A 24,862-nucleotide genomic window follows, 5' to 3' on the forward strand; every position below is an offset into this window, starting at 1 on the left:
CCGGCCGAAGGTCCAGCTCGGAGACGCCCGCAAGACTTGACCGTTAGTTGCGTTAATCACCCAGAAACATGTCGCAGCGCGTCGACGAGCACGCCCAGCGCGCGTGAAGACTGGCGGCGGCTCGGATAGTACAGGTGATAGCCTGGAAAGACCGGACACCAGTCCTTGAGCACCGGCTTGAGCCGCCCTTCGGCGATATACGGCTGCGCCAGATCGGCCGGAATGTAGGCAAGCCCGCAGCCGGACAGCGCGGCCTGCAGCATCGGGTTCGTTCCGTTGAATACCAGTTGACCCTCGACGCGCACCCTCACCTCATGCCCCGCCTTGATGAATTCCCACGCGAAGAGGCCGCCATGCGTCGGCAGCCGCAGATTGATGCAGTTGTGGCCGGTCAGATCCTGAGGCGTTTTCGGCCGCGTCCGGCTCGCGAAGTACGACGGCGCCCCAACCACCGCCATGCGCATATCCGGCGCGATGCGCACGGCGATCATGTCTTTCGCGACCTGATCGCCGAGCCGCACGCCGACGTCGTAGCGCTGCGCCACGATATCGGTCAGGCCGAAGTCGATGACGATTTCGACCTTGATGTCCGGATAGTCCGGCAACAGTTGCGCCAGCTTCGGCTGAAGGATGGTGGACGCGGCGTGCTCGTCGGTGGTGATGCGGATCGTGCCAGCGGGTTTGTCGCGAAGCTCGGTCAACGCCGCGAGTTCCTCGTCGATTTCATCGAAGCGTGGCCCGACGGTCGCCAGCAACCGCTCGCCCGCCGGCGTCGGCGAGACGCTGCGTGTCGTGCGCGTCAGAAGACGCAGCCCGAGCCGCGATTCAAGCGCACGGATCGTATGGCTCAGCGCCGACTGCGACACGCCCAGCTTCGCGGCCGCCCGCGTAAAGCTCTGCTCGCGCGCCACGGCAACGAACGCCAGCAGGTCGTTAAGGTTTTCGCGTGCCATTCATGAACCTCACTCATAAGCGTTTGCCGATTCTACTGTCTAGTCACATGCTCCGGCCGTCGTTAAATTACGTGCTGTAGACGATCGAACTGACCCGCGCGCAACGCTTTCGCGCGACGGACCACAACCCCGACCTGCGTTGGAGATGACCTGACATGACCCGGCAATCCACTGTCGCGCGCGATGCGTTCGGCGATCTCGCGCCCGCGCTCGCGGATTACACCGACCAGGTGCTGTTCGACGACGTCTGGCAGCGCCCCGGCCTTTCGCCGCGCGAGCGCAGCCTCGTCACCGTCGCAAGCCTCGTCGCGCTCTATCGCGCCAACGAACTGCCGTATCACCTCGGCAAGGCGCTCGACAACGGCATCACCCGCGACGAACTGGTCGAGACGATCACGCACCTCGCGTTCTATTCGGGCTGGCCCACCGCCAGTACGGCGCTCGGCATCGCGAGACGCGTGTTCGAGGAACGCAAGGTCTGACACGTCGGCCCCCGCCCTTTTCGTGGCATTTTCGTGGCATTTTCTGACGCAGGCTCGCCCTGCATGGAGCATCAAGAATGGATTACCGGTATCTCGGGAAGAGCGCCCTCAAGGTTTCGCCGCTGTGTCTCGGCGCGATGATGTTCGGCGGCGAGACCGACGAGGCGACGTCGAAGCGCATCATCGACAAGGCCCGCGATCAGGGCGTCAATTTCATCGATACGGCCGACGTCTATCACGCTGGCCGCTCCGAGCAGATCGTCGGACGCGCGATCGCCGGGCAGCGCGACAACTGGGTGGTCGCCACGAAATTCGGCTACCCAACGTCGCAGGGTCCGAATGAACAGGGGCAATCGCGCAAGTGGATCATCCAGTCCGTCGAGGCGAGCCTGAAGCGTCTGGGCACGGACTACATCGACATCCTGTATTTTCACCGCGCGCTCACCGACGCGCCGCTCGAAGAAGGCGTGCGCGCCGTCGGCGATCTGATCCGTCAGGGCAAGATCCGCTATTTCGGCGTGTCCAACTTCAAGGGCTGGCGTATCGCCGAGATCGCGCGTCTCGCCGATCAGTTCGGCATCGACCGGCCCGTCGCGAGCGAGCCGCTCTACAACATCGTCGACCGCACGGCGGAAGTCGAGCAACTGCCGGCGGCCTCGCACTACGGCCTCGGTGTCGTGTCGTACAGCCCGCTCGCGCGCGGCGTGCTGAGCGGCAAATATGCGGCCGACGCGCCGCCGCCCGCCGATTCGCGCGCGGGCCGCGGCGACCGGCGCATCCAGCAGACCGAGTGGCGGCCGGAATCGCTCGCGATCGCGCAAACCATCGCCGCTCACGCGGCGAAGCGCGGCACGACTTCGATTGCGTTCGCGCTTGCGTGGGTGCTCAAGAACCGGCTCATCAGTTCGACGATCGCGGGACCGCGCACCGAAGCGCAGTGGGACAGCTACGTCGAGGCGCTGAAGCTGCAACTCGGCCCCGACGACGAAAAACTCGTCGACAGCCTCGTCGCGCCGGGGCACGTGTCGACACCGGGTTACACCGATCCGGGTTATCCGGTCGAAGGACGACGCGTCGTTTAAAGCGCCCCCTGGGCGTTCACGCGCGATACGGCGTGCCGGGTAAACGGTTGCTGTCGACCAGCGTTCGCGTGTCGGCTGGAGTTGGCACTTTGGCGCTTGCTCCAGCCCCATGACGCGCTACCCGGGTCCCATGCAAGACGCTTGCTACCGGGTGCCTGCCCAGTCGCGCACGGCCTGCGCGAACAGTCTCAACGCCGTGGGCGGGTGCCGGTTTGCCGGGTAATACAGGCACAGGCCGGGAAAGGAAGGACTCCACTCGGGCAGCAGATGAACAAGTTCGCCCGAAGCCAGATGCGCCGCGACGAGATGTTCGGTCACCCACGCAATGCCGATGCCGGCGAGCGCCGCCTCGACCATCAGATTGAGGTTGCCGAGCGTCATCGGTCCGTCGACGTCGATGCTGGCGGTTTTGCCGCGATGTTCGAGATCCCAGCGATACAGCGCGCCGCTTTCGAAACGGAACCGGATGCAGCGATGCTGCGCGAGGTCATGCGGTGCTTCTGGCGCGGGGTGGCGCGACAGGTAGCCTGGCGACGCCACGGCGGCAAAGCGCATGTCGGGGCCGAAGCGCACGGCGATCATGTCGCGCGGCACGTCCTGGAGAACGCGTATGCCGGCGTCGAAACCATCGGCGACGATATCCACGAGCCGTGTGTCGACGACGAACTCGACGTGGATGTCGGGATAAGCCGCCAGAAAATCCGGGAGAACCTCACGAATGATCGGTCGCGCCGCGGATTCCGACGCGCTGATGCGAATCGAGCCCGAAGGCCGGTTGCGCGCCGAGGCGACTTCGTTCACTGCATCCTCGAGGTCGGCAATCGCGGGCCCCGCGCGCCGCAGCAACTGCTCGCCCGCCTCGGTCAGCGCGACGGAGCGCGTCGTGCGGTTGAAGAGCCGCACGCCGAGGCGCGCCTCCAGCCCGCGCATCGAATGGCTGAGCGCCGAAGGCGAAACCCCGAGCACGCGCGCGGCCGCGCGAAAGCTCCGCTGCTCGGCGATGGCAACGAAAGCCGTGAGTTCGGACAGGCCGGCACGCGACATAGATGAATTTTCCTCAATACCCCGTGCAAGTCTAGCCAGATTGTTGAGAGAAACACAACGGCCTAAGCTTGACTCCTGCTACCCAACCGCCTGACAGGCACCTCGCCGGCACCACCAACCGCTGGTTCGCGGCGATACGAAAGGAGAAACATCATGCAAATGCGCAAACCAGGAAACAGCGGCCTTGAAGTGTCGGCGATCGGCCTTGGCTGCATGGGTTTGAGCTTCGGCTACGGCCCGGCCACTGAAAAATCCGAAGGCATCAAACTGATTCGCTCGGCGTTCGACCAGGGCGTCACGTTTTTCGACACCGCCGAATGCTACGGCCCGTTCGTCAACGAGGAACTCGTCGGCGAAGCGCTCGTGCCGTTTCGGGATCAGGTGGTCATCGCGACGAAGTTCGGCTTCCAGGACGGCGACTCGACCAAGCCGCTCGACTGCCGCCCCGAACGTATCCGTGCGGTTGCCGAGGCTTCGCTGAAGCGTCTGAAAACCGATCGCATCGACCTGTTCTACCAGCACCGCGTCGATCCGGGCGTACCGGTCGAGGACGTCGCCGGCACGGTCAGGGATCTGATCCAGGAAGGCAAGGTCAAGCACTTCGGCATGTCCGAGGCCAGCGCGCAGTCGATCCGCCGGGCCCACGCCGTGCAGCCGGTAGCGGTGCTGCAGAGCGAGTATTCGCTGTGGTGGCGCGAGCCGGAGCAGAAGGTGCTGCCGACGCTCGAGGAACTGGGCATCGGTTTCGTGCCGTTCAGCCCGCTGGGCAAGGGTTTTCTGACGGGCGCGATCGATGCCACGACGGCGTTCGACAAGACCGACTTTCGCAACGTCGTGCCGCGCTTCTCCGAGGAAAACCGCAAGGCGAACGCGGGCCTCGTCGACGTGCTCGGAAAGATCGCCACCGACCGCGACGCGACGCGCGCGCAGATCGCGCTTGCGTGGCTGCTGGCGCAAAAGCCGTGGATCGTGCCGATTCCGGGCACGACGAAGTTGCATCGCCTGAACGAGAACGTCGGTGCCGCCGCAATCGATCTGTCGGCCGACGACCTCGCCGCCATCGAAGTCGCGCTGCATCAGATCACCGTGGTGGGCGAGCGTTACCCGGCCCACATGCAGCAGCGCATCGACCGCTGATTTATCGGGGGATTTATCGGCCGGGGCGAAGCGCTTCGCCCCGGCCGTTTCCGTTTACCGCACACCCGCCGCAGGATATTTTTCAGCATGCAAATGATCGATCGACGATTCGCTAACCCTGGCTCCTAAGCTGACGATGAGCACAGTCTGCGGATACTCGTGATCCTGAGCGTAGTCGCTCGTGCTGCCGCCCGTGCATTCGTACGAAGCACGCCACGCAAAACAGTCATCGCTCGCACTGCGCTGTAACATCGGAGGACATGTCGCCACGCCACGCGCGGGACGACTGCCGGCATCTCCATGCGCGAAATGCGCACCGAACGATCATTCCAGACATGCAACAGGAAGCAGTGTGAAAAACGCCGAAATGCAGAATGACCTGATGGAATTGCGCGAACTCGTTCGTGAGTTCGTCAACGAGCGCGACTGGGACAAATTCCACACGCCAAAGAATCTCGCGACAGCGCTTAGCGTCGAGGCAAGCGAGTTGCTGGAGCCTTTTCAGTGGCTTGTATCCGGCGACAGGAGTGAGCTGAGCGATGCGAAGCTCACCGCCATCCGTCACGAAATGGCTGACGTGCTCGTGTATCTCGTGCGTCTCGCAGACAAGCTGGATGTCGATCTCTTCGCCGCCGTGCTCGACAAGATGGCGATCAATCGCACGAAATATCCCGCCGGCAAGGTGCGTGGCGACGCACGAAAATACTCCGAGTACGACGACAACGAATAAAGCCCGCGCGAAACCCGTGGCCGTTGCCGAACACGAACGTCCCATTGCCGGCAGGCTCAGCCCCGAAGATCGCGTGCTATGCTTGATCACGCAACGAAGTTCCGCGAAACAGGCCCCGAACCGCGTCGGCAGTGAACCGGACGTGACCTCGCACGATGTGCGGGTCGTCGCGGGAAAAGGCCAGGCAAAAAAGCGCAATCGCCAACCATGGACTATCGTCATCTGCAGGAACGCAAGAGTCTGCATGGCCGCATCGTGCAGGACCTCGGCATGGACATCGTGGGCGGCAAGGTGCAGCCGGGCCAGCGCCTGCCCGCTGAAGCGATGCTGTGCGAACGCTATGGCGTGAGCCGCCCCGTGTTGCGCGAAGCGACACGCGTGCTCGTCGCCAAAGGGCTGGTTGTCTCGAAGCCGCGTGTCGGCAGTGTCGTGAAGCCGCGCGCGGAATGGCACATGCTCGATCCCGACGTGCTGTACTGGACGATCAAAAGCGTGCCGGAAGGCGAATTCTTCAGCTCACTGCTGACGGTGCGCCGCATTATCGAACCCGCTGCTGCCGCGCTCGCCGCAGCCTCGGCGACGAGCGAAGACCTCGCGCGCATCGCGTCGGCCTATGAGCAGATGGAAAATGCGGAAACCGCGAGCGCGCTGCTGGACCCCGACCTCAAGTTTCATCGCGCCATCATGGCCGCCACGCACAACGATCTGCTGGGCTATATCGGCAACATGCTTTCGCTTGCGCTATCGGAATCGATCAAGCTGACGAGCCGGCACCCCGACACGCATGCGTTGTCACTGCCACGCCACAAGGCGATCCTCACCGCGATCCAGAGTCGTGACGCGCTCGGCGCACGCCATGCGAGCCTCGTCCAGCTCGACAACGCGCGCGCCGACGCCGAGAGCATTCTGGAAATCGCCAGCCGCGACACCGTGTGAATAGTTGATTTCAGCGGTTGATGTTCGCAATGCATGCTGCGTTGCGAGAAGCGGGCATCCTGGGCGTCCACGGGACATCAGGCGCATGTCACCCGCCACGTGCTGAATTGACTGGGCCAGCCGGGAAATTATTGCCAGGGGCGCACTCTTTTCCCACGTAAGGAGTTTCCGCCAGCGTTGAGGAACGTCACGAGAAGGCTTAGAACCATCGTCCGTCCGTAGAAAAACCCTTGCCCATAATCGGCTCCCGACCGGCTGACGACCTCATGATGGCTTGCGCTCTCGACTCCCTCGGCAACGACAATCGAACCCAGTTCCCGGGCTCCATCAACTAAAGCTGCCAGCCGTTGTCGTCGCTCGACGTCATCGAGCGCCATTACCCGCCTGTCAATCTTTAACAGATCGAAATTAAACGCCTTGTGAACGCCCCAGTACGACTCGACAGCGGTTACACCCGACATCGCCAGCCTCACCCCTTTGGCTCTTAACACAGTGACTGCATCGAGGACGTTTTTTGTCGGCCTGGCGCAGTGTTCTTCAGGCATGTGCAGCACCAGACGGGGAAGAATCGATTCAGCCGACCCGATCACATCCGATACAAAGGTTGGACTCTCGACATGCCTGGCGGCAACCTTGATTCCAATGTCCAGCGATCTGGAAGCCACCAGCGGTCCAAGTTCGCGAACCGCAGTCGACAGAATGAAGCGCGTGACGGGGCCGATAAACGACTCCCGCTCAATAAGACCCATGTAATGATATGGACCTAACCGCCCGTATTCCACATTGTCCCATCGGATCAATGCATCGACCCCCACGCACCTCCCCTCGCGCAGGCTGACCAATGGCTGGTATTCCACACGGAACTCGCCCCTCTTTAGCCCCGCCCTGGCGGCACGAATAAGCCTGGCCTCAGGTGTCAGGTGTCGCTTGTAGAACATCCATAAACCCTGGATAAGAGCAAGCCATAAAACCAGCCAAACCGCCACCCCCACCAATACGCGCTTGCTCACGTGTACGCCGACACCTGCAAACGGCCGGACATCAGGCTTGATCTTCGGCTGCATGGATTCGCTCGCCGGGCCAGGCCCGGCAGCATCGTCGCAAGCGTGATCGCGTCCGCATTTGCCTGGTTCAGCCACGTCGTGGTCGCTTTCAGGCAGCGAAGGATTGGAAAATTCTGGCGCAAGATCCGTGAACGGACGACCAGAGACCACTGGCGGCAAGTCACTCGTACTGGTCGACTCAGTGTCGGTGAAACCCGCCCCTGAATCCGTGAGCGGCCGCGGAACATCGGTCGACGCGCGACTTGACGACGAACGTTGAACTCCGGCTTCCGGCTTTGGCATGCTGGCGAAAGAGCCGCATGTCGGCCGCGCGACATCAACAAGCTTCATTGGAGGTGTAGTTGCCCCTCCGAGCGTCGCCGGGATGAGTAGCACCGGCGGACTCATGCAACCGGTGTCTGATTGCCACGGTTCCGCGGCCTGCGATGAAGCGATGGTGTCGGATACAAGCGCCGGACGTTCCCGCGCATGAGCGCCTGACATAATCAGGACTGCGGTCAAAAAGATGGCTGCCAGCCACTGTTTTCTCCCCTGCTGAAGCTCGGAGACAGACGCCTCGCCAAACCTCGCCGATGATGATTCCGATTCTCCTTTCATGGTGCAACTTGAACCTTTTTTTATTGGTTGTGGTGTATTGCGCCCCTACGGGCCCGCGTTTCCGGGCGAAGGATTTTTGCGATTCCGCGCAATCGTTTGCCTGCCAGCGTCAAGAACGTGGCGGTCGATAAACGGGCACAACGTTCTATGCCCCTGCGACTCGAACGTCCCTGGGAGCGATGCGATATTCGCGACTCGCGGAGCACGGTGCGTGAACGACCAGCCATGCCATGGATCATGGGTCGCGAGCGCGATCAACCCTTACAGTCTTTGAGCCCGGCGCTTCGGCTGCCCGCGGATAGCGCGGCCGGGCGGCTGGAGAAGCCACGCCGTGCCGGTTCCTGTCCGGCTGACAGCCGCTTTTCCTGGCATGCACAACTTACGCCCTGCCCGTCCTCATTTCTGGAATTCCCGGTAGCGAGGCGGAAATCGGTGAGCAACCCGAAACAGCCGGGCCGCGGACTGGTCCCGACCTGTCCAATGAGGAACGAGCTTTCCCCGACGCCGGGACGGCGCCGAGGACGAACGCGTCACTACATTCAACTCCCAGCTCCGGACTGATGGGTGAAAAATTGCCGGAACATTTCATCGGACGGCCACGCGCATTCGCCTACTCCTGCCGTGCAATACGCGAGATCAGGTCATGTTCGGCGACCATGTTCGTGGCATTTCCAGCAAGTGCCGTCATGACGTCGTGGCCAAATGCCTCCATCGCAGCTTGCCAATCCGGAGTGCCAACCAGGAATTCGCGAGCATCATTCTTCTTCTGTGCTTTGCGTATCGTCGTCACGGATAGAGCAAGGGCGCGAGCCGTCATGTGAAGAGACTTGTCGTAGATAAACATCAAGAGCTGTCCATAATCAGGTAATGCTTTTTCGGCGCCCGTTCCGAAGACATGGAGAAGTGAATCGTCCCCGTAACCCGATCAATCGGGACGTGTCTCCGAGGTCGATTTCCCTACGTTTTTTCATGACGACCACAACGGTTGTTTGTGTCACACAACGGTATGTCGCTGCCGCGACGCTTATGAACCGGGGCTTCACTGTAAAAGTCCTCCTGCTCGACTTCGCTCAGGGAATTCAGCAGGCTCACCGTTCGCTCGTGAATCAACATCCCGATCATCCCGGCTAACGTACAGCTGTAATGGCTTGCCAGCCGTTCCAGCTTGCGCTTTGTCGCTATCGGTATGACTGCGGTTAACCGTTCATAGCGGCCACCAGACCCGAGATTGCGCGCCCTGAATCGGCGCTGTTTTTCAGCGTTCGATATTCCCATACGAGGCGTCCCCGGCAATGGATCCTGTTCCTTCGAACCTATGACGGCGCTCAGGTGTGTTCCTTTGATACGGCTATCGGCAGCAGGCAAGGTTCTCTGAAGATTAACGGGCCGGTTACGCCGTAACCATCTGCACTCCACGCTATTAAATCCCGTCGACTGACAGGTCATGGATGGGCACCGGCTTAAACGCGGTATATGAAAAATAGCGGCCCAGGCAGGCGTGGTGCATTTCGATGCAAGTGATGTGCAACGAAGGAACAGAGGAAGCCTTGTGTCATATAACCGTCGCGGAAATGTGGCTCCGACGACTAACGCCTGCTCAGACGTCTTGCGAGTTTACCCTTAGCACAAGCGTTCTTTAGTAAATGAAATGGACTACGAATAATCAGGAAGTCATGTCGGACGGTCGCTCATGGTCGACGCGCTCAAATTAACTTACAGTTAAACTGTACATATTGACTGTATTCATGTTATCGTCAGGTCATGATCAAACAATCCAGCACATCCGAAACTCCTCAGCTGGCCGCCCTGGCGGGTGAGCTGCGCATTTCCGTGGGCAAACTGATTCGACGGCTGCGGGAGCAGGCGCATCCGGGCGACTTCACCTCCGCCCAGAAATCGGTTCTCCTCCGCCTGGATCGCGACGGGCCCGCAACCGTCTCCGCGCTCGCCCGGGCGGAGAGCGTGCGTCCGCAGTCCATGCGCATCACGGTGGCCGGTCTGGAAGCTATTGGGGCCATCCGTGGCGAACCCGACCCGACCGATGGCCGGCAAACCCTGATCGCGATGACCCCCGCTTTCCGGAAAACACTCAAAGCCACCCGGGCCGCCAAGGACGACTGGTTGTTCCGTGCCCTGCAAGCACAACTGTCTCCCCAGGAGCAGGACGAACTCGCGGCCGCGGTGAAGCTGCTGCAGCGCCTCGCCGACTTCTGAGCCAATCCCGGACCCTTTCAGGAAAACACATGGCCCTCACCACGATCGATCCGAACACCGCCCTCATCATCGTTGACCTGCAAAAAGGCATCGTCGACGCCTATACCTTCATCCATCCCATTGACGGGGTCGTGAATCGTTCGCGCGCGCTGGCCGACGCATTCCGTCAACACGGCCTGCCAGTCGTCCTCGTCAACGTCGCCGGCACAGCACCTGGCCGCACGGAGCGGCCTCGTCTCAGCGAACCCCTGCCGGCCGGGTGGACCGATCTCATCCCCGAACTCGATCAGCAGCCCGGCGACATCGTCGTGACGAAGCGGACCTGGGGCGCGTTCGCCAGCACCGACCTCGAAGACCGGCTGAAGGCGCTGGGCGTAACCCAGGTCGTTGTCACCGGTGTCGCCACCGGGACCGGCGTCGAAGCGACCGCCCGTCAGGCATATGAGCAGGGATTCAACGTCACCCTGGCCCGCGACGCCATGACGGACCGGAGCCCCGAGGCGCACGACTACAGCGTCAATAACGTCTTTCCGAAGCTGGGCGAAACGGGCACGGCTCAAGACATCATCGATCTGCTCGGAACGAGGGGTGCCTGAAAATGGAATGGCTGCATCTCGTGTCCTACTTCTTCGGCGGTGCCTTTCTCGCGAACGCCGTGCCACATTTTGTCAGCGGCGTGAGGGGCGAGCCGTTCCAGAGCCCGTTCGCAAGACCACCAGGGCAAGGGCTTTCCTCATCGACCGTGAACGTGCTGTGGGGATTGCTCAATCTGGTCGTCGGCTATGTGCTCATCTACCGCGTCGGTGATTTCGACCTGAAGAGCACGAAGGATGCCGTCGCGCTCGGACTCGGCATCCTGGTCCTGAGCGTGTTCGCGGCCCGACAGTTTGGCCGCTTCCATGGCGGCAATACATCGGGACATTCGTGAGCGCTCAGGCAACGGGCGTCTTCCGTTCGCTGAGGAACGTCAACTACCGCATCTGGGCTGCCGGCGCGCTGGTCTCAAATGTGGGGACATGGATGCAGCGCACCGCTCAGGACTGGCTGGTGCTGACCCAACTCACGCATTACAACGCCTCGGCCGTGGGCACGGTCATGGCGCTCCAGTTCGGGCCGCAGCTTCTGCTGCTGCCCTGGACCGGCTTCGCGGCCGATCACTACAACCAGCGCAGGCTCCTGATGGCAACCCAGGCAACAATGGGCGTTCTTGCGCTGGCGCTGGGGCTTTTCACCATCACAGGCATCGTCCAGCTCTGGCACGTCTATGTGTTCGCCTTTCTGTCCGGCTGCGCAGCGGCATTCGATGCCCCCGTGCGCCAGACGTTCGTGGGAGAACTGGTCGGCGATGCCGACCTGCCGAACGCCGTCGCGCTCAACTCGACCTCGTTCAACGCGGCGCGAATGATCGGGCCGGCGGTGGCCGGTTTGATCATCGCTTCGGTGGGTACCGGCTGGGCGTTCCTGATCAACGGCGCCAGTTTTGTCGCGGTGCTGGCCTCGCTGTTTCTGCTGCGCGTCTCCGGCCTGCGTCCGAATGCGCGTGCACACCGGAACAAGGGAAGTCTCACGGAGGGATTGCGCTATGTCTGGTCCCGACCGGACCTCAAGGCGATCCTGGTCATGCTGTTCCTGATCGGCACATTCGGACTGAATTTCCCGATCTTCATCGCGACCATGGCCGCCAGTGTCTTCCACACCGATGCACGTGGCTACGGCCTCCTGTCGTCGATCATGGCGATCGGCACCATCTCGGGGGCACTGCTGGCCGCCGGTCGCGACCGGCCGCGCTTCAGGTCCCTGCTGACCGGCGCCGCGATTTTCGGACTCGGCTGCACGCTGGCCGCCATCGCCCCGAACTATTGGCTGTTCGCGTGCGCGCTGGTCGTCATTGGCGTGGCCACCCTGACCTTCACCAATGCGACCAACAGCCTGATGCAGCTCACGACCGCGCCCGCCATGCGGGGACGGGTAATGGCCCTGCGCGTGGGCATCGCGCTCGGGTGTACGCCGATCGGTGCGCCGATCGTGGGTTGGGTGGCCGACCATCTGGGCCCACGCTGGGCACTCGGCGTCGGCGCGGCATCGGGCTTTGCCGCGGCCATCGTTGCCATCTACGCCATGAGGCAGCAGATGCATCGCTGCGACCCGTAGCAACCGGTCAGCGCATCGGCGTCGCATCCTTGTCGTCGAGCACGCCTTCCTGCATCGCTGGGTGCCGCTCAGGGCTCAGGCGCAGCAGCACAAGCGAGGTCGTTAAAGCAGGCCCATCGCCGATGCCTTGAGCGTCGCCGCCGCGCGTGTCGAGCATTCGAGCTTGCGAAACACGCTTTCGACATGGGTGCGCACCGTGCTCGGACTGAGCGCCAGCTCTCGCGCGGCTTCCTTGTTGCTCGCCCCTCGCGAAATCGCGCGCAGCACATCGATCTCGCGCGCCGATAGACGCGCGCCCTGCGGCGCGCTGCTCGCTGGCCGTCTGGCGACGGGCGCGCCGCCGGCCAGCAGCGCATCGACCGCTTCGCCGTCCAGCCGGCCGCTTGCGACCTCGTCGCGCAACTGGCGCGCGGCTGCGTCGGCGGATAGCGCGGCACGCCACGGACGCGCCGCGCGCAACGCGACCCATGCCACCGACGCCGCGAGCACGCGCGCCTCCAGCGTCAACGCCTGATCGCGCGCGCCACGAAAGTAGCCCGAACCGTCCAGCCGTTCGTACGCATACGACGCGAGCTCGGCCGCTTCGCCGAGTGAGCCCGCCTGCTTGCCGGCGCGCGACGTCCAGTACGGTACCAGCCGCACCTTCTCCCAGGCGCTTTCGGGCAAACGCGCGCTCAGGTTCCAGACACCGTTGGGCACCGCCGCCCGGCCAATGCCATGAATCAATCCCGCGCGATAGACGCGCGCGTGCGCCGCCTTGTCCGGCGTGAGCCGGGCGCAACACGTGGCTGCGGTCGCCGCGACCTCGCGCGAGAAGCCCGTCATCCACGGCAGCTTGAGATCGATGACGTCGGCGATCAATTCCGCCGAGGTCGTCTGCTGCATGTGCGACGTCGTCAGCTCGGCATCGAGATCGGCGGGCAATGCACGTTCCAGTTCTGGCAGCCAGTGAACCGCATGGCGCGCCGCGACCTCGACGAGCCACACGGGATAACGCGCGTCGGCGCGTTGCGCAATCAGGTCAAGCGCCCGCTCGATGCCATACATGCGGCTGAAAATCTCCAGATCCCCAGCGAGCGCGACGACGAACACCGGCACGGGCACCGCCTCGCGTGCGAGACGCGCGGGCAGACCGCTGCCGTCCCACGTTTCGAAGATGTGGCGCAACGCCGCTTCGGTCGCGCGTGAGAGGCCCAGCATGCGCGCCACTTCGCCCGACACTTCGCAGTGGATCCGCGCGAGCGGCGTGAGCACCGCGCCGGCACCGCCCAGCGCTTCGAGCGGCCTCGCCCAGTCCAGGCGGTCTTCGAGCATCGCGAGGCGGCTCCCGATGTCGTCGCCGAAAACGTCGGCGAAACCGGCCGCGTTCGCCGTGCAGCCAGACCAGCGCAGCAGCGACGTCTCGCGGACCGTGTCGCTCGCGGACGCGTCGAGTCGAGCGGCTTGCGCGAGGCGCGCCGCGAGCCATCCGGTGCGCAGCGAATGGTCGGTTGGCTGTCCCATGCTCAGATCGCCGATGAAGGCGAGCGCTTTCACGGAATCGAACACGCGCAGCGAGGAAAGGCCGGCTTCGTCGTCGGTCATCGGATTGGACGAAAAAACGCACGTGGAAAAGATGGACCACTATACGCGACAACGTCTTCCGGACAGGGTCGGTCATTCGACCGATACCGCCGGGGCAAGCCGGATGCGATCCTTTCTATCAACACGTTCGTTAAAGACAGTTAAGGAGTTGCCATGGTTGATCGCCACGAAGACATCGCCCGGGCTCAGGAAGAACGGTGGCTCAAGCACTATTACTTTGTCCGGACTGCGTTCTCCGCTGTCTGGGTCGCACTTGCTTTCTCCGTCGGGCAGCATTCCCCGGCCAGCATGGCGGCATTGCTTATCGTCTATCCCGCATGGGATGCGCTGGCCAATTACATCGACATGTCGCGTAGCGGCGGGATGGCTGAAAATCGTACACAGGCCATCAACGTCCTCATCAGTATCATCACAACGGTTGCGGTGATCGTGACATTGAGAGTGAACATGAACTGGGTGCTTGGGGTGTTCGGCGTTTGGGCCATACTTTCCGGCTTGCTCCAGCTCGGCACCGCCGTGCGCCGCTGGAAGCGCTTCGGTGCGCAATGGGCAATGATCCCGAGCGGCGGACAATCGGCATTGGCGGGTGCATTTTTCATCGTGCAAGCCGGCGCGTCCATGTCTCCCGCCATTGACAAAGTGGCCGGCTACGCAGCGGTGGGCGCCGTCTATTTTCTCGTTTCTGCGTTGTGGTTATCCGCCGGCCAGTTGCGACGCAAGGTTGTCCGGGCGTCTTGAAAGCCCGGGGTTGTCAGCGCGGCTAACGTTTCTTCCCTGGTGCTGCCATTGGCGCCGCGTTTTGCCCGTTCGAGACTGCGCGAGTAACGCACGTCAATGCGAATGTCGCGGCACGTCAGCGCCGCGGCAACCCACCAGAAAATCGAAATCGCACCCCTGGTCTGCCTGCAGAACGTGCTGGACAAACAGATGTCGATAGCCGCTTGCGTCTGCGGGATCATCCGTTCGCGCCGCGCGCCACGCCGCAAGCCGCGCAGCCAGTTCCTCGTCGCTTATGTCGAGGTGCAACTGCCCCGCGTCGCAATCCAGTTCGATCCAGTCGCCTTCCCGAACCACCGCGAGCGGGCCACCCGCGCGCGCCTCGGGCGCCACGTGCAGCACCACCGTGCCGTACGCGGTGCCGCTCATGCGGGCATCGGAAATGCGCACCATGTCGGTCACGCCCTGCGCCAGCAATTTCGGCGGCAGTCCCATGTTGCCCACTTCGGCCATGCCGGGATATCCCTGCGGACCGCAGTTCTTCAACACCAGCACGGAATCAGCGGTGACGTCGAGATCGACCGCGCCGATGCGCGCCTTGTAGTCCTCCAGGTTCTCGAACACGACAGCGCGTCCACGATGCCTGAGCAACGCGGGTGTCGACGCGGAAGGCTTGAGCACCGCCCCGTTCGGCGCGAGATTGCCGCGCAGCACGTACAGCCCGCCATCAGGGAACACGGGGTTGTCGAGCGGACGGATCACCGCGTCGTTGTAAAGGGGCGCGTCCTTGCAGTTGTCCCACAGCGAGTGACCGTTCGCTGTCAGCGCATCCGGATGCGGCAATAACCCGGCTTCGCCCAGGCGACGCACCACCGCCGGCAGGCCGCCCGCGTAATAGAACTCCTCCATCAGATAGCGCCCCGACGGTTGCAGATCGACGAGCGTCGGCGTGCCGCGACCGATGCGCGTCCAGTCGTCGAGTTCAAGGCTCACGCCGATGCGCCCCGCGATCGCCTTCAGATGGATCGCCGCGTTCGTCGAACCGCCAATCGCGGCATTCACACGGATCGCATTTTCGAACGCTGCGCGCGTGAGCAGTTGCGACAGGCGCAGATCATCGAGCGCCATCTCGACGATGCGCATGCCCGACATGTGCGCAAGAACATAACGGCGTGCATCCACGGCGGGAATCGCGGCGTTGTGCGGAAGCGTGACGCCCAGCGCTTCGACCATGCATGCCATTGTCGAAGCTGTGCCCATCGTATTGCAGGTGCCCGCTGAGCGCGACATCCCCGCTTCGGCCGACATGAAATCGTGCAGCGAGATCTTGCCCGCCTTCACCTGCTCGCTCAATTGCCACACGATCGTGCCCGAACCGATGTCGCGGCCCTCATGCTTGCCGTTGAGCATCGGGCCGCCGCTTACCGCAATCGCCGGCACGTCGCAGCTTGCCGCGCCCATCAAAAGCGCCGGCGTGGTCTTGTCGCAACCGACGAGCAGCACGACCGCGTCAACCGGATTGCCGCGTATCGATTCCTCGACATCCATGCTCGCAAGATTGCGCGTGAACATGGCCGTGGGACGCAGGTTCGATTCGCCGTTGGAAAACACGGGGAATTCAACCGGAAAACCGCCCGCTTCCAGCACGCCGCGCTTCACGTGTTCGGCAAGCTTTCGAAAATGCGCATTACAGGGCGTCAGCTCGGACCACGTATTGCAGATCCCAATAATTGGCTTTCCGCCAAACTCGTGATCGGGAATGCCCTGGTTTTTCATCCAGCTCCGGTACATGAAGCCGTTCTTGTCGGCCGAACCGAACCATTGTGCAGAGCGTAGTGGGCGTTTACCGTTGCTCATGTCCCCTCTCCTCCTTGAAACACCTCGATAGTAATACTATTCAAGTAGCGCTTCGTGAAGATCATGTTGGCGAGACGCTCCTTCACAAACGTGTCGTGCTGCACGGTCGTCCGTGCTTCCGGGACCTCCGGCGCGGCGCGAGGGCTAATTAGTCCGACTAGTTAAGGGTATACATCGATTAATAGGTAAAAGGGCGTGATATAGGATTTTTGGCAATGTCGTCATGCGCACGCGCATGCACGCGGGGTACATTCAGGACGTGATGCCCGGCTATGGTGCTTTTCCGGCCTGCGCCGTCATGCACAGTGAAGTGTCTGATAACTGAAAGACAGGAGACTGAGATGGCGCAAGACAAAGAAGACAAGGATGAAGTCCAGGGCATGCGTCGCGGGCTGTTGCAAGGTGCGGGGCTGTCCGCCGCACTTGCACTGCTAGGTGGCGCGATCACGCCGGCGCAGGCGGCCGAAGGCGGATCCTTTCCCGCACACAAACGCTGGAAGATCGTTTTCGTCAACCACGTCACGACGAATCCGTTTTTCGTTCCGACGCAATATGGCATTCAGGACGCGACTGCCATGTTCGGCATGGATTATCAGTGGACCGGTTCGGCCAACGCCGACATCGCCGAAATGGTGAACGCGGTCAACGCCGCAGTTGCCGCGAAGGCCGACGCGATCGCGGTGCCGATCGTCGATCCGAGAGCGTTCGACAAGCCGATCCAGGCCGCGCTCGACGCCGGCATTCCTGTCTTCGCCTATAACGCGGATGCGCCTTCGGGTTCGACGAATGCGCGTCTTGCGTATATCGGACAGGACCTGTACCTGTCGGGTTACCAGATGGGCGAGCGCATCGTGAGCCTGATCGACAGCGGCCTTGTCGCGCTCTTCATTGCGACGCCTGGCCAGCTCAACATCCAGCCGCGGCTTGACGGCGCGGTCGCCGCAATCAAGAAGTCGGGCAAGAAAATCGACGTGCAGACCATCGCAACCGGCGCGACCGTCAACGAAGAACTCTCGAAGATCAAGTCGTTCTATCTGGGCCACCAGGACCTCAAGGGCATGTTCGCCGTCGATGCGGGCAGCACGCAGGGCGTTGCGGAGGTCATGAAGGAATCCGGTCTGCCGTCGAAGGGTGTCCATGGCGGCGGCTTCGATCTGCTGCCGCGCACGGTCGACCTGATCCATGACGGCTTCCTCGATTTCACGATCGACCAGCAGCCTTACGTTCAGGGTTTCTATACCGTGCTCGAGGCGTTCACCTTCCTTGCCTCCGGTGGCCTTGTGGGACCCGCGAACATCAACACGGGCCTGAAGTTCGTCACGAAGGGCACGGTCGATCCTTACCTGACCACCTCGACACGTTATGAGGGCAAGAGCACCAAAGCCCAGATCGTGCCACGCACGGGTGCGATCAAAGGGTGACGTCTTCCGTGACGGATACCACTCAATCCGCCAAACGCCCGAGGCGCTGGTCTGGCACGCTCGGGCGTTCCAGCGAGATTCGCATCTTTGCGGTCGCGCTCATCCTTAGCATTTACTTTGAAACGGTCAATCATGATTTCCTGCTGACGAGCGCAAGCCTTCAGAATCTTTCGCAGTTCATCGCGCCGGTGGCGATCATTGCGTTTGGCGAAATCATGCTGATGATCGGTGGCGAGATCGATCTTTCGGCCGGGATGGTATTTGCATTTGCGCCGTTCATCATGCACTTCACGCACGAAGCAGGCGCGCCCGCATGGCTCGCGTTGCTGACCGGCGTTCTCGCCGCGGGTGTGGTCGGCCTGATCAACGGCGCGGTAACGGTGTATCTTCGCATCCCCTCTTTCGTCACGACGCTGGGCACGCTGTTCTTCGTCAACGGTCTCACGCTGACGATTTCACGCGGCACGCCCGTTGCGCCGCCGGAAGATTCCACCTTTTTTGCGGCGTTCATGGGCGGCTGGGGCTACAGCGAGATCATCTGGACGATCGCAATCGCCGCAGTGATGCACGTGCTGCTTCGCCATACGCGCTGGGGACTGCATACGATCGCTTCGGGCGCGAATCCGCTAGGCGCGAGTGAAGCCGGCATCCACGTCAGACGCCTCAAGCTCGGCAACTTCATCCTTGCCGCGTTGCTTGCGGGCTTTACCGGCATCCTTGAAGGCTTTCGCATCACATCGATCGATCCGCAGGCGGGCGGCAACCAGATCATGTTTCTCGCGATTGCCGCCGCCGTGATTGGCGGCACGCCGCTAGCCGGCGGCTCGGGGACGATCATCGGCGGCCTGATTGGCGCCGCGGTGCTTGGCATCCTGAACGACGGCTTCACGCTCATCGGGATCAACGCCTTCACGTTCAACATGATTCTTGGTGCGGCGATCCTCGGCGCGATGATCTTCAACATTCACGTCGTTCGTCTCGCGCGCAAGGGAGAGTTGTGATGGCCGAAGTGATCGAGGCGCTGCGCGGCGAAGACATCGTCAAGCGTTTCGGCGCGGTCACCGCGCTCGACGGCGTTTCGCTCACGCTAAGACAGGGCGAGATTCTCGGCGTTCTGGGCGACAACGGCGCAGGCAAGTCGACGCTGATCAAGATCCTGACGGGGTTTCATCAGCAGACCACCGGCAGGCTTTTCGTGGGCGGCGAGGAAACGTTGCTGCGCTCCGTCGATCATGCCCGCTCACTGGGCATCGAGTGCGTGTACCAGGATCTCGCGCTCGCCAATTCGCTCAGCATCTATCACAACATGTTCCTGAACCGCGAGATCATCCGTCGCGGACCGATAAGGCTGTTGAACAACCGCGCGATGCGCACCCGCGCCGCGGAATGCCTCGAGGAAATCGGCGTCAACGTTCCTTCGGTGGATCTGCCGGTCGAGCAGCTTTCCGGTGGACAGCGACAGGCCATCGCCGTTGCGCGCGCGGTCAATTCGAACGCGAAAATACTCCTGCTCGACGAACCGCTCGCCGCAATGGGCGCGCGCGAGGCAGGACTCATCATCGACCTGATCCTTCGGCTCAAGGAAAAAGGCGGCCTGTCCATCATCATGATCATGCACAACTACGCACAGACGCTCGATATCGCCGATCGTGTGATGTTGATGCAGCGAGGCCGCGTGACCTATCAGCGGGAAGCCGCAAGCACGTCTGTCGCGGAACTGATGGACATCGTGCGCCGCGAGTATCGGGCGATGCGCGCCACGACGAACTGACACGTGCCTTTACGCTTTCGGCGTGGGTCCCGCTGTCAGCAAGCAAACACGTTCTATGCCTCCCCTCTCGCGTGTCAGCGTTCAACCTGTTTGCCTGGAGATGTGACAGATCGTCGGCCATCGTCTGAATGTCAGGCCATGCGGCTTCGATTAGCGTTGATCTTTTTTGCGATCTGTTCAATCGTTGCCTTGCGGATTGGGAAGCGCTTTGCAGTTTTTATGAAATCTCCGGCGACGGCGCTGATGCGCTCGATCGCGGTGATGGCGTCCACCTTTTTTATATTCGTCTGGCTTGCCAGTTCAAGCAGATCCGCTTTGGCCGGCGCGCGGCCTTCGCCGCAAATATCCATTTGATGTTCGCCACCCGGACCTTCGCTAAAGGTCAGGTCATAGGCCGGAGAGAACCGCCACTGTCCGCGCTCGTTCATGCGGAAGGAAAAATTCTTCGCGTGGTCATCGCGATTGTGAAAGATCACATTGAACACGCAGCGTTCGTAAGCCTTAAGGGTTTCGCGGACGTCGCGCGTCATGAAACCGGTGAGGCGCAGCATGGACGTGTAATCCACGGACGACGGAATGCGAAAGTTGGCGTTTAGCGCGCCGGCAACTGTATGCACCGGCACACGCAGACCTCCTTCGCGATCAAAACGGGCGATACCGAAAGCTGCCAGCTTTGTATCCAGATCAAACCAGGCCGTTTCTGGCATATCCAGACCACAGTCTCGCGCCAGTACGGCATAGGTCGCCTCAATGGCGCACACCTCCTTGTGTTCGGACCCGCCCTGGAATTTCACGAGCCACGGCAATCCGGGACCGTCCTCCGAACTGGTCATCCGGCCGGACGCGGTGTCGTAGTTCACCAGCACCTTTGGACGCGCGCCTTGCGGAGAACCACCCATTACGGCCAGACGCCGCAGGACTTCGGCCCCGTCATCCGAGAGAACGTCCTGAACTTCGCGCGCAAGCGTCAGCAGTTCCACATCGGCTTTTTCAATTTCCTCCGCGTTCGACGGCTCGAACATCAACGCGCCCATTGCCCGGCCACCGACGAATGCGAGCCGGTCCAGCGGGGACAGGCGTGCCGGATCCCAGCCCCTCTTTCGAAACAGCTTGTCCTGAAGCACCAGACCCCAACCGTCCGGCAGTGCGTCCGCAATCAGACCCGGCAAGCGGTATTGATGCTGCGGAAACCCGTCGTACGCGTAGGGGCTCAACTTCAGGTTAAGCGAGGACAGTTCGAGGCCTCGATCGATGGCTTCGGGGGTGTACTCAAACAGAAGCTGTGAACCGTTATCGCCGAGATGAGCGAGAACGAAACGCTCGCCCCAGCCGGCATAGACGACGGCGAGCTTTTTCATCGCGCCCCCCCTGCACGCTGGCGACGCACGCTGGCTTTTTCCATGTCCCTGATCGTCGTCGCACGAAGCACGAAGAGATCCGACAGGCTTCCGGCCAGACCCAGCGCCATGACGATCTTGATCAGAGACTCCAGCGTCGCCTGACCCTTGCTCTCGAAATTGCGCACTGTGCCCATCGAGATTCCCGCGCGGCCGGCCAGCTCGGCCTGAGTGATGTTTTGCGCAAGACGATGCGCCCGCAGACGGCTTGCGAGTTCAGTGCAGATTTCTTCGACAGCAGCCAGTTCAAAGTTCAACATTTTGACTTTTAAGTCGAAAATTGATTATTAATCATCAAAAATATAGCATTTAACAGGTGATCGGTCAATGCACGATTTCGTTAAATCGCTAATATTTTGTTCTTTATTTAGATTTAAAGTCTTTTATGTACAATATATTGTCGCTTATTCTTGAAAATCGAAGAAGGTAGTGCGATCGATGTCAGCGCATCTGTGGGCAAAAGTACGGGCTTTTTTGCGCGCCACACACTATCACCCCCATTGGCAGCAAGGATTTTTTGAATATCGTAAAATTACGATATATGATTCGTCCCGAAGCGATGCAATTGCCGGCATGTCCGCATGCCACCTCGGAACAAACGTTGATGAAAGCCCGCACCACTCCACAAGCTATCGATGTCGATGCAATTCACAAGGCGCTCGCCAATCCCGTGCGCCGCGAGATTCTCGGCTGGCTGAAGAACCCGTCCGAGCATTTTTCGGATCAGGAGATTCCGCTTGATTACGGCGTCTGCGCCGGCAAGTTCGAAGGCCGCTGCGGCCTGTCGCAGTCGACTGTGTCCGCACACCTCGCCGCCTTGCAGCGCGCGGGGCTCGTCACGGTGAAGCGCGTGGGTCAATGGGTGTTCTTCAAGCGCAATGAAGCGGTCATTCAGGCGTTTATCGAACACATGAACGCAGACCTCTGACGTGGCGCATTCGCATCGCCGCATTTCTTTTTTTTCACACTGTTTCATAGCGACGGGCACTTGCCCGCCAGGAGAGGTGAACACTTATGCCGACTCTTTTCGATCCGGTCCAGATTGGCGATCTCACGTTGCGCAATCGTATTTTCATGGCGCCGCTGACGCGTGCCCGCGCAGGCGACATCCGCGTGCCTAACGCGCTGATGGCAAGGTACTACGCCGAACGCGCGTCGGCCGGCCTGATCCTGAGCGAAGCGACGTCCGTCACGCCGCAAGGTCTTGGTTACGCCGCGACGCCGGGCATCTGGTCGCACGAGCAGGTCGAGGGCTGGAAGCTCGTCACCGAAGCCGTCCATCAGGCTGGCGGCAAGATATTCCTGCAACTGTGGCACGTTGGGCGCGTATCCGACCCGGTGTTCCTGAACGGCGACCTGCCCGTTGCGCCGAGCGCGATCGCGGCGAAGGGCCACGTGAGCCTCGTGCGTCCGAAGCGCGAATACGTGACGCCGCGCGCGCTCGATCTCGCGGAAATCCCGGGCATCGTCGAGGCGTACCGCAAGGGTGCGGAGAACGCGAAAGCCGCTGGTTTTGACGGCGTCGAAGTACACGGCGCGAACGGCTATCTGCTCGACCAGTTCCTGCAGGACAGCACGAACCATCGCACGGATGCCTACGGTGGCTCGATCGAAAACCGCGCACGCCTGCTGCTCGAAGTGACGGACGCCTGTATCGCCGTGTGGGGCGCGAACCGCGTCGGCGTTCATCTGGCACCGCGTCGCGATTCGCACTCGATGGGCGACTCAGACCCTGCAGGCACGTTCGGCTACGTGGCGCGCGAACTCGGCAAGCGCAAGATCGCGTTTATCGCCGCACGCGAAGCGCTGGGCGACGACCGTCTCGGACCGCAACTGAAGCAGGCATTCGGCGGCCCGTACATCGTGAACGAACGGTTCACGAAGGAAAGCGCGCAGCAGGTAATCGACGCAGGCGAAGCCGATGCCGTGGCATGGGGCCAGCTCTTCATCGCAAATCCGGATCTGCCGCGCCGTTTTGCGCTCGACGCACCGCTGAACGCACCGGTTCCGGAAACTTTCTACGCTGAAGGCGAAAGCGGCTATACCGACTATCCGGCACTCGAAGCCGTGAACGGATAACCGGCAAGCTTCAACGCAGGTTTGCAGCAACAGGCGCGGGGTGCGCGGCCAGTGTGACACTGGTCGCGCACCCCGCGCTTTTTGTCGTCTCTTGTATCGTCGTTTGTGTCGCCGGCCCCTGCCCATCGCGACGCTTCCGAAAAACCGCATGCGCCCCGCACGCAGGGCTACACTGCTGAAACCTGAATTCCGCCCGACCCGATATGGATCTGATGCACCTGTTACAGCTCGCGTTGCACTTCGACCAGCACCTGGGCAGTTTGATCGAGCAGTACGGCACCGCTGTGTACGCCATGCTGTTTGCGATTGTCTTCGTCGAGATCGGGTTTTTGCCGCTCTTCTTTCTGCCTGGCGATCCCTTGATCTTTATCTGTGGCGCGTTCGCGGCGACGCACGCCCTGAATGTATGGATCGTGACGCCGGTGCTGTTTGCAGCGACGGTCGCCGGCAGCATCGTCAACTACGCAACGGGCCGTGCAATCGGCGAGAAGGTCTATACCGCGAACATACGCTGGATCGACAGGAACGCACTGCGCAAGGCGCACGCGTTCTATGAAGCGCGCGGCGGGATCACGTTTCTACTGTCGCCGTATATCGCAGTGGTGCGCACGTTCGCGCCGTTCGTCGGTGGCGTCGCGCGCATGACGTTCGCGCGGTTCGTCGCGTTCGTCGTGCCAGGCGCGGCGATCTGGATCATCTCGCTCGTCGCGGCGGGTTATGTGTTCGGTAATGTGCCGCTCGTGCGCGATCATATGAGTTCGATTGTCCTGCTTGGCGTTGGTCTTGGCACAGGATCGCTGGTACTGGGTGCGCTTTGGCGGTTTGTGAACCGCAAGCGACAACGCGTGTAAGCGGTTCAACGTCCTCTCTCATCCGGGTCTGGCGCCGCAGGCCAAACGTGCCGGTTCGCAATGCGCGCCGAGGCTTCGCGCAACCGCGATTCTGGCGGAACCGGTCTGGAGCTTGCCATCATCCGTCAGCTGGCGCTCGCCATGAACGCGAGCCTGTCGCTTCAAAACCGCACAGGCGCCCGTTTTACCCTGCGGCGCCAATATCGCAAAGAACGCCCTCAGAGGCCGAGGCGCAATCGCGCGCGAAAACGTCGGCAACCACACATTCAGCAGACGCATTTCAGCCGACGATATGGAATAAGCGTATCCATAACCCGGTTCCGCCGTATTATTGTTTTATAGGGGTTCGCGCACCCGCGAACCCCATTCATCCAGATTCGCGAGCGTCGCCATGAGTGATGTACGTCACCAGTTAAGCCCACGCGACCGCGTCGAGTTGCTCTGCTGGCTCACCTGCGGAAATCTCGGCGCGTGGTATCTCAACGAGGCGTGGCCCGAACCGTCGTTCCAGGTCCAGGCGGCGCACAAGTGGCTCGACCGGCACATGCGCACCGCCGACTGGCTTGGCATTGCCAGATTGTCGGCGCTGGCGGTCGATATCGCCCGCCAGCACGCATCCTTTGTCGACGCCGAATGGGCACGCGACGCCGTCGAGGAAATCCTCAATACCGATGACCTCGATTTCCAGTCCCGACTGGTGCGCAACGTGCTTGCCGACTGCCAGCGCGCCCTCGCGGACAAACGGATCGCCGACTAATCCGTATTAGCCGAAATCGACGTGCGACCGCGCGAGCG

26 protein-coding genes and 1 pseudogene are annotated in these 24,862 nt (G+C 61.8%); 18 read left to right on the forward strand and 9 right to left on the reverse strand.

Going from position 1 to position 24,862, the window contains the following annotated elements:
* Positions 1-56 precede the first annotated feature (56 nt).
* Complete coding sequence (locus tag BLV45_RS19995) at positions 57-953, reverse strand: LysR family transcriptional regulator (protein ID WP_090535719.1); 897 nt, start codon at positions 951-953, stop codon at positions 57-59.
* Between the two features lie 155 nt (positions 954-1,108).
* On the opposite strand from BLV45_RS19995, the gene BLV45_RS20000 reads away from it, so the two are divergent.
* On the forward strand, positions 1,109-1,435 hold the full coding sequence (locus BLV45_RS20000; RefSeq protein ID WP_090535720.1) for a carboxymuconolactone decarboxylase family protein: 327 nt from the start codon (positions 1,109-1,111) through the stop codon (positions 1,433-1,435).
* Between the two features lie 77 nt (positions 1,436-1,512).
* Positions 1,513-2,517 carry an aldo/keto reductase gene (locus BLV45_RS20005; RefSeq protein WP_090535721.1) on the forward strand — a complete coding sequence of 335 codons (1,005 nt, stop codon included), beginning with the start codon at positions 1,513-1,515 and terminating at the stop codon, positions 2,515-2,517.
* A 144-nt stretch (positions 2,518-2,661) separates the two neighbouring features.
* Here the strand turns inward: BLV45_RS20005 and BLV45_RS20010 are convergent, their stop codons facing one another.
* On the reverse strand, positions 2,662-3,561 hold the full coding sequence (locus tag BLV45_RS20010) for a LysR family transcriptional regulator (RefSeq protein ID WP_090535722.1): 900 nt from the start codon (positions 3,559-3,561) through the stop codon (positions 2,662-2,664).
* A 153-nt stretch (positions 3,562-3,714) separates the two neighbouring features.
* On the opposite strand from BLV45_RS20010, the gene BLV45_RS20015 reads away from it, so the two are divergent.
* The 3 genes from BLV45_RS20015 (at position 3,715) to BLV45_RS20025 (ending at position 6,364) form a co-directional block, all read left to right on the forward strand.
* The gene (locus BLV45_RS20015; protein WP_090535723.1) at positions 3,715-4,698 is read left to right on the forward strand and encodes an aldo/keto reductase; all 984 of its coding nucleotides are present in this window, start codon (positions 3,715-3,717) and stop codon (positions 4,696-4,698) included.
* Positions 4,699-5,065: 367 nt separating this feature from the next.
* Positions 5,066-5,428, forward strand: a complete 363-nt coding sequence (locus BLV45_RS20020; protein WP_090536297.1) for a nucleotide pyrophosphohydrolase — start codon at positions 5,066-5,068, stop codon at positions 5,426-5,428.
* 207 nt (positions 5,429-5,635) lie between these two features.
* Positions 5,636-6,364 carry a FadR/GntR family transcriptional regulator gene (locus BLV45_RS20025; protein ID WP_090535724.1) on the forward strand — a complete coding sequence of 243 codons (729 nt, stop codon included), beginning with the start codon at positions 5,636-5,638 and terminating at the stop codon, positions 6,362-6,364.
* Positions 6,365-6,492: 128 nt separating this feature from the next.
* Here the strand turns inward: BLV45_RS20025 and BLV45_RS20030 are convergent, their stop codons facing one another.
* From BLV45_RS20030 to BLV45_RS20040, 3 genes are all read right to left on the reverse strand, one after another.
* The gene (locus BLV45_RS20030; protein ID WP_090535725.1) at positions 6,493-8,025 is read right to left on the reverse strand and encodes an EAL domain-containing protein; all 1,533 of its coding nucleotides are present in this window, start codon (positions 8,023-8,025) and stop codon (positions 6,493-6,495) included.
* 610 nt (positions 8,026-8,635) lie between these two features.
* Positions 8,636-8,869 carry a hypothetical protein gene (locus BLV45_RS20035; RefSeq protein ID WP_090535726.1) on the reverse strand — a complete coding sequence of 78 codons (234 nt, stop codon included), beginning with the start codon at positions 8,867-8,869 and terminating at the stop codon, positions 8,636-8,638.
* 113 nt (positions 8,870-8,982) lie between these two features.
* A complete protein-coding gene (locus BLV45_RS20040) occupies positions 8,983-9,390 on the reverse strand; it encodes a hypothetical protein (RefSeq protein WP_245753427.1) in 408 nt (135 codons plus the stop codon).
* A gap of 396 nt (positions 9,391-9,786) precedes the next feature.
* On the opposite strand from BLV45_RS20040, the gene BLV45_RS20045 reads away from it, so the two are divergent.
* Genes BLV45_RS20045 through BLV45_RS20060 form a run of 4 tightly spaced genes read left to right on the forward strand, consistent with a single transcriptional unit; the run spans position 9,787 to position 12,390 of the window.
* Positions 9,787-10,239: a MarR family winged helix-turn-helix transcriptional regulator gene (locus BLV45_RS20045; RefSeq protein WP_090535728.1), complete on the forward strand. Its 453-nt coding sequence runs from the start codon at positions 9,787-9,789 to the stop codon at positions 10,237-10,239.
* A 29-nt stretch (positions 10,240-10,268) separates the two neighbouring features.
* Positions 10,269-10,835 (forward strand): isochorismatase family protein, encoded by a 567-nt coding sequence (locus BLV45_RS20050; RefSeq protein ID WP_090535729.1) that lies wholly within the window; start codon positions 10,269-10,271, stop codon positions 10,833-10,835.
* A 2-nt stretch (positions 10,836-10,837) separates the two neighbouring features.
* Entirely contained in the window at positions 10,838-11,167 is a 330-nt protein-coding gene (locus tag BLV45_RS20055) for a hypothetical protein (protein ID WP_090535730.1), read from the forward strand.
* Positions 11,164-12,390 carry an MFS transporter gene (locus BLV45_RS20060; RefSeq protein ID WP_090535731.1) on the forward strand — a complete coding sequence of 409 codons (1,227 nt, stop codon included), beginning with the start codon at positions 11,164-11,166 and terminating at the stop codon, positions 12,388-12,390. Before BLV45_RS20055 ends, BLV45_RS20060 begins: the two co-directional genes overlap by 4 nt.
* Before the next feature lie 102 nt (positions 12,391-12,492).
* Here BLV45_RS20060 and BLV45_RS20065 read toward each other — a convergent pair whose 3' ends face one another.
* The gene (locus BLV45_RS20065; protein ID WP_090535732.1) at positions 12,493-13,974 is read right to left on the reverse strand and encodes an HD domain-containing phosphohydrolase; all 1,482 of its coding nucleotides are present in this window, start codon (positions 13,972-13,974) and stop codon (positions 12,493-12,495) included.
* Positions 13,975-14,127: 153 nt separating this feature from the next.
* On the opposite strand from BLV45_RS20065, the gene BLV45_RS20070 reads away from it, so the two are divergent.
* Positions 14,128-14,712 carry a hypothetical protein gene (locus BLV45_RS20070; RefSeq protein ID WP_090535733.1) on the forward strand — a complete coding sequence of 195 codons (585 nt, stop codon included), beginning with the start codon at positions 14,128-14,130 and terminating at the stop codon, positions 14,710-14,712.
* A gap of 93 nt (positions 14,713-14,805) precedes the next feature.
* Here the strand turns inward: BLV45_RS20070 and BLV45_RS20075 are convergent, their stop codons facing one another.
* Complete coding sequence (locus tag BLV45_RS20075) at positions 14,806-16,548, reverse strand: IlvD/Edd family dehydratase (protein ID WP_090535734.1); 1,743 nt, start codon at positions 16,546-16,548, stop codon at positions 14,806-14,808.
* Positions 16,549-16,889: 341 nt separating this feature from the next.
* Between BLV45_RS20075 and BLV45_RS20080 the strand changes: the two genes are divergently transcribed.
* From BLV45_RS20080 to BLV45_RS20090, 3 genes are read left to right on the forward strand one after another with little or no spacing between them, the layout of a single operon-like run.
* A complete protein-coding gene (locus tag BLV45_RS20080) occupies positions 16,890-17,969 on the forward strand; it encodes a sugar ABC transporter substrate-binding protein (RefSeq protein WP_090535735.1) in 1,080 nt (359 codons plus the stop codon).
* 8 nt (positions 17,970-17,977) lie between these two features.
* Positions 17,978-18,970 carry an ABC transporter permease gene (locus tag BLV45_RS20085; RefSeq protein ID WP_245753430.1) on the forward strand — a complete coding sequence of 331 codons (993 nt, stop codon included), beginning with the start codon at positions 17,978-17,980 and terminating at the stop codon, positions 18,968-18,970.
* On the forward strand, positions 18,970-19,740 hold the full coding sequence (locus BLV45_RS20090) for an ATP-binding cassette domain-containing protein (RefSeq protein WP_090535737.1): 771 nt from the start codon (positions 18,970-18,972) through the stop codon (positions 19,738-19,740). Before BLV45_RS20085 ends, BLV45_RS20090 begins: the two co-directional genes overlap by 1 nt.
* Positions 19,741-19,871: 131 nt before the next feature.
* Here BLV45_RS20090 and BLV45_RS20095 read toward each other — a convergent pair whose 3' ends face one another.
* On the reverse strand, positions 19,872-21,098 hold the full coding sequence (locus BLV45_RS20095) for a type II toxin-antitoxin system HipA family toxin (protein WP_090535738.1): 1,227 nt from the start codon (positions 21,096-21,098) through the stop codon (positions 19,872-19,874).
* Positions 21,095-21,397, reverse strand: a complete 303-nt coding sequence (locus BLV45_RS20100; protein WP_090535739.1) for a helix-turn-helix domain-containing protein — start codon at positions 21,395-21,397, stop codon at positions 21,095-21,097. Before BLV45_RS20100 ends, BLV45_RS20095 begins: the two co-directional genes overlap by 4 nt.
* A 344-nt stretch (positions 21,398-21,741) precedes the next feature.
* Between BLV45_RS20100 and BLV45_RS20105 the strand changes: the two genes are divergently transcribed.
* The 5 genes and pseudogenes from BLV45_RS20105 (at position 21,742) to BLV45_RS20125 (ending at position 24,824) form a co-directional block, all read left to right on the forward strand.
* The gene (locus BLV45_RS20105) at positions 21,742-22,065 is read left to right on the forward strand and encodes an ArsR/SmtB family transcription factor (RefSeq protein ID WP_090536299.1); all 324 of its coding nucleotides are present in this window, start codon (positions 21,742-21,744) and stop codon (positions 22,063-22,065) included.
* 86 nt (positions 22,066-22,151) lie between these two features.
* Positions 22,152-23,216, forward strand: coding sequence for an alkene reductase (locus BLV45_RS20110; RefSeq protein WP_090535740.1), 1,065 nt, complete (start codon positions 22,152-22,154; stop codon positions 23,214-23,216).
* A 203-nt stretch (positions 23,217-23,419) separates the two neighbouring features.
* Positions 23,420-24,067 carry a VTT domain-containing protein gene (locus tag BLV45_RS20115; protein ID WP_090535741.1) on the forward strand — a complete coding sequence of 216 codons (648 nt, stop codon included), beginning with the start codon at positions 23,420-23,422 and terminating at the stop codon, positions 24,065-24,067.
* A 63-nt stretch (positions 24,068-24,130) separates the two neighbouring features.
* A pseudogene (locus tag BLV45_RS28280) lies at positions 24,131-24,262 on the forward strand (two-component sensor histidine kinase); the annotation flags it as partial.
* A 196-nt stretch (positions 24,263-24,458) separates the two neighbouring features.
* Complete coding sequence (locus tag BLV45_RS20125) at positions 24,459-24,824, forward strand: hypothetical protein (RefSeq protein ID WP_090535743.1); 366 nt, start codon at positions 24,459-24,461, stop codon at positions 24,822-24,824.
* Positions 24,825-24,862 lie beyond the last annotated feature (38 nt).

It is taken from the genome of Paraburkholderia sartisoli, from assembly GCF_900107685.1.
Classification (GTDB): Bacteria; Pseudomonadota; Gammaproteobacteria; order Burkholderiales; family Burkholderiaceae; genus Paraburkholderia; species Paraburkholderia sartisoli.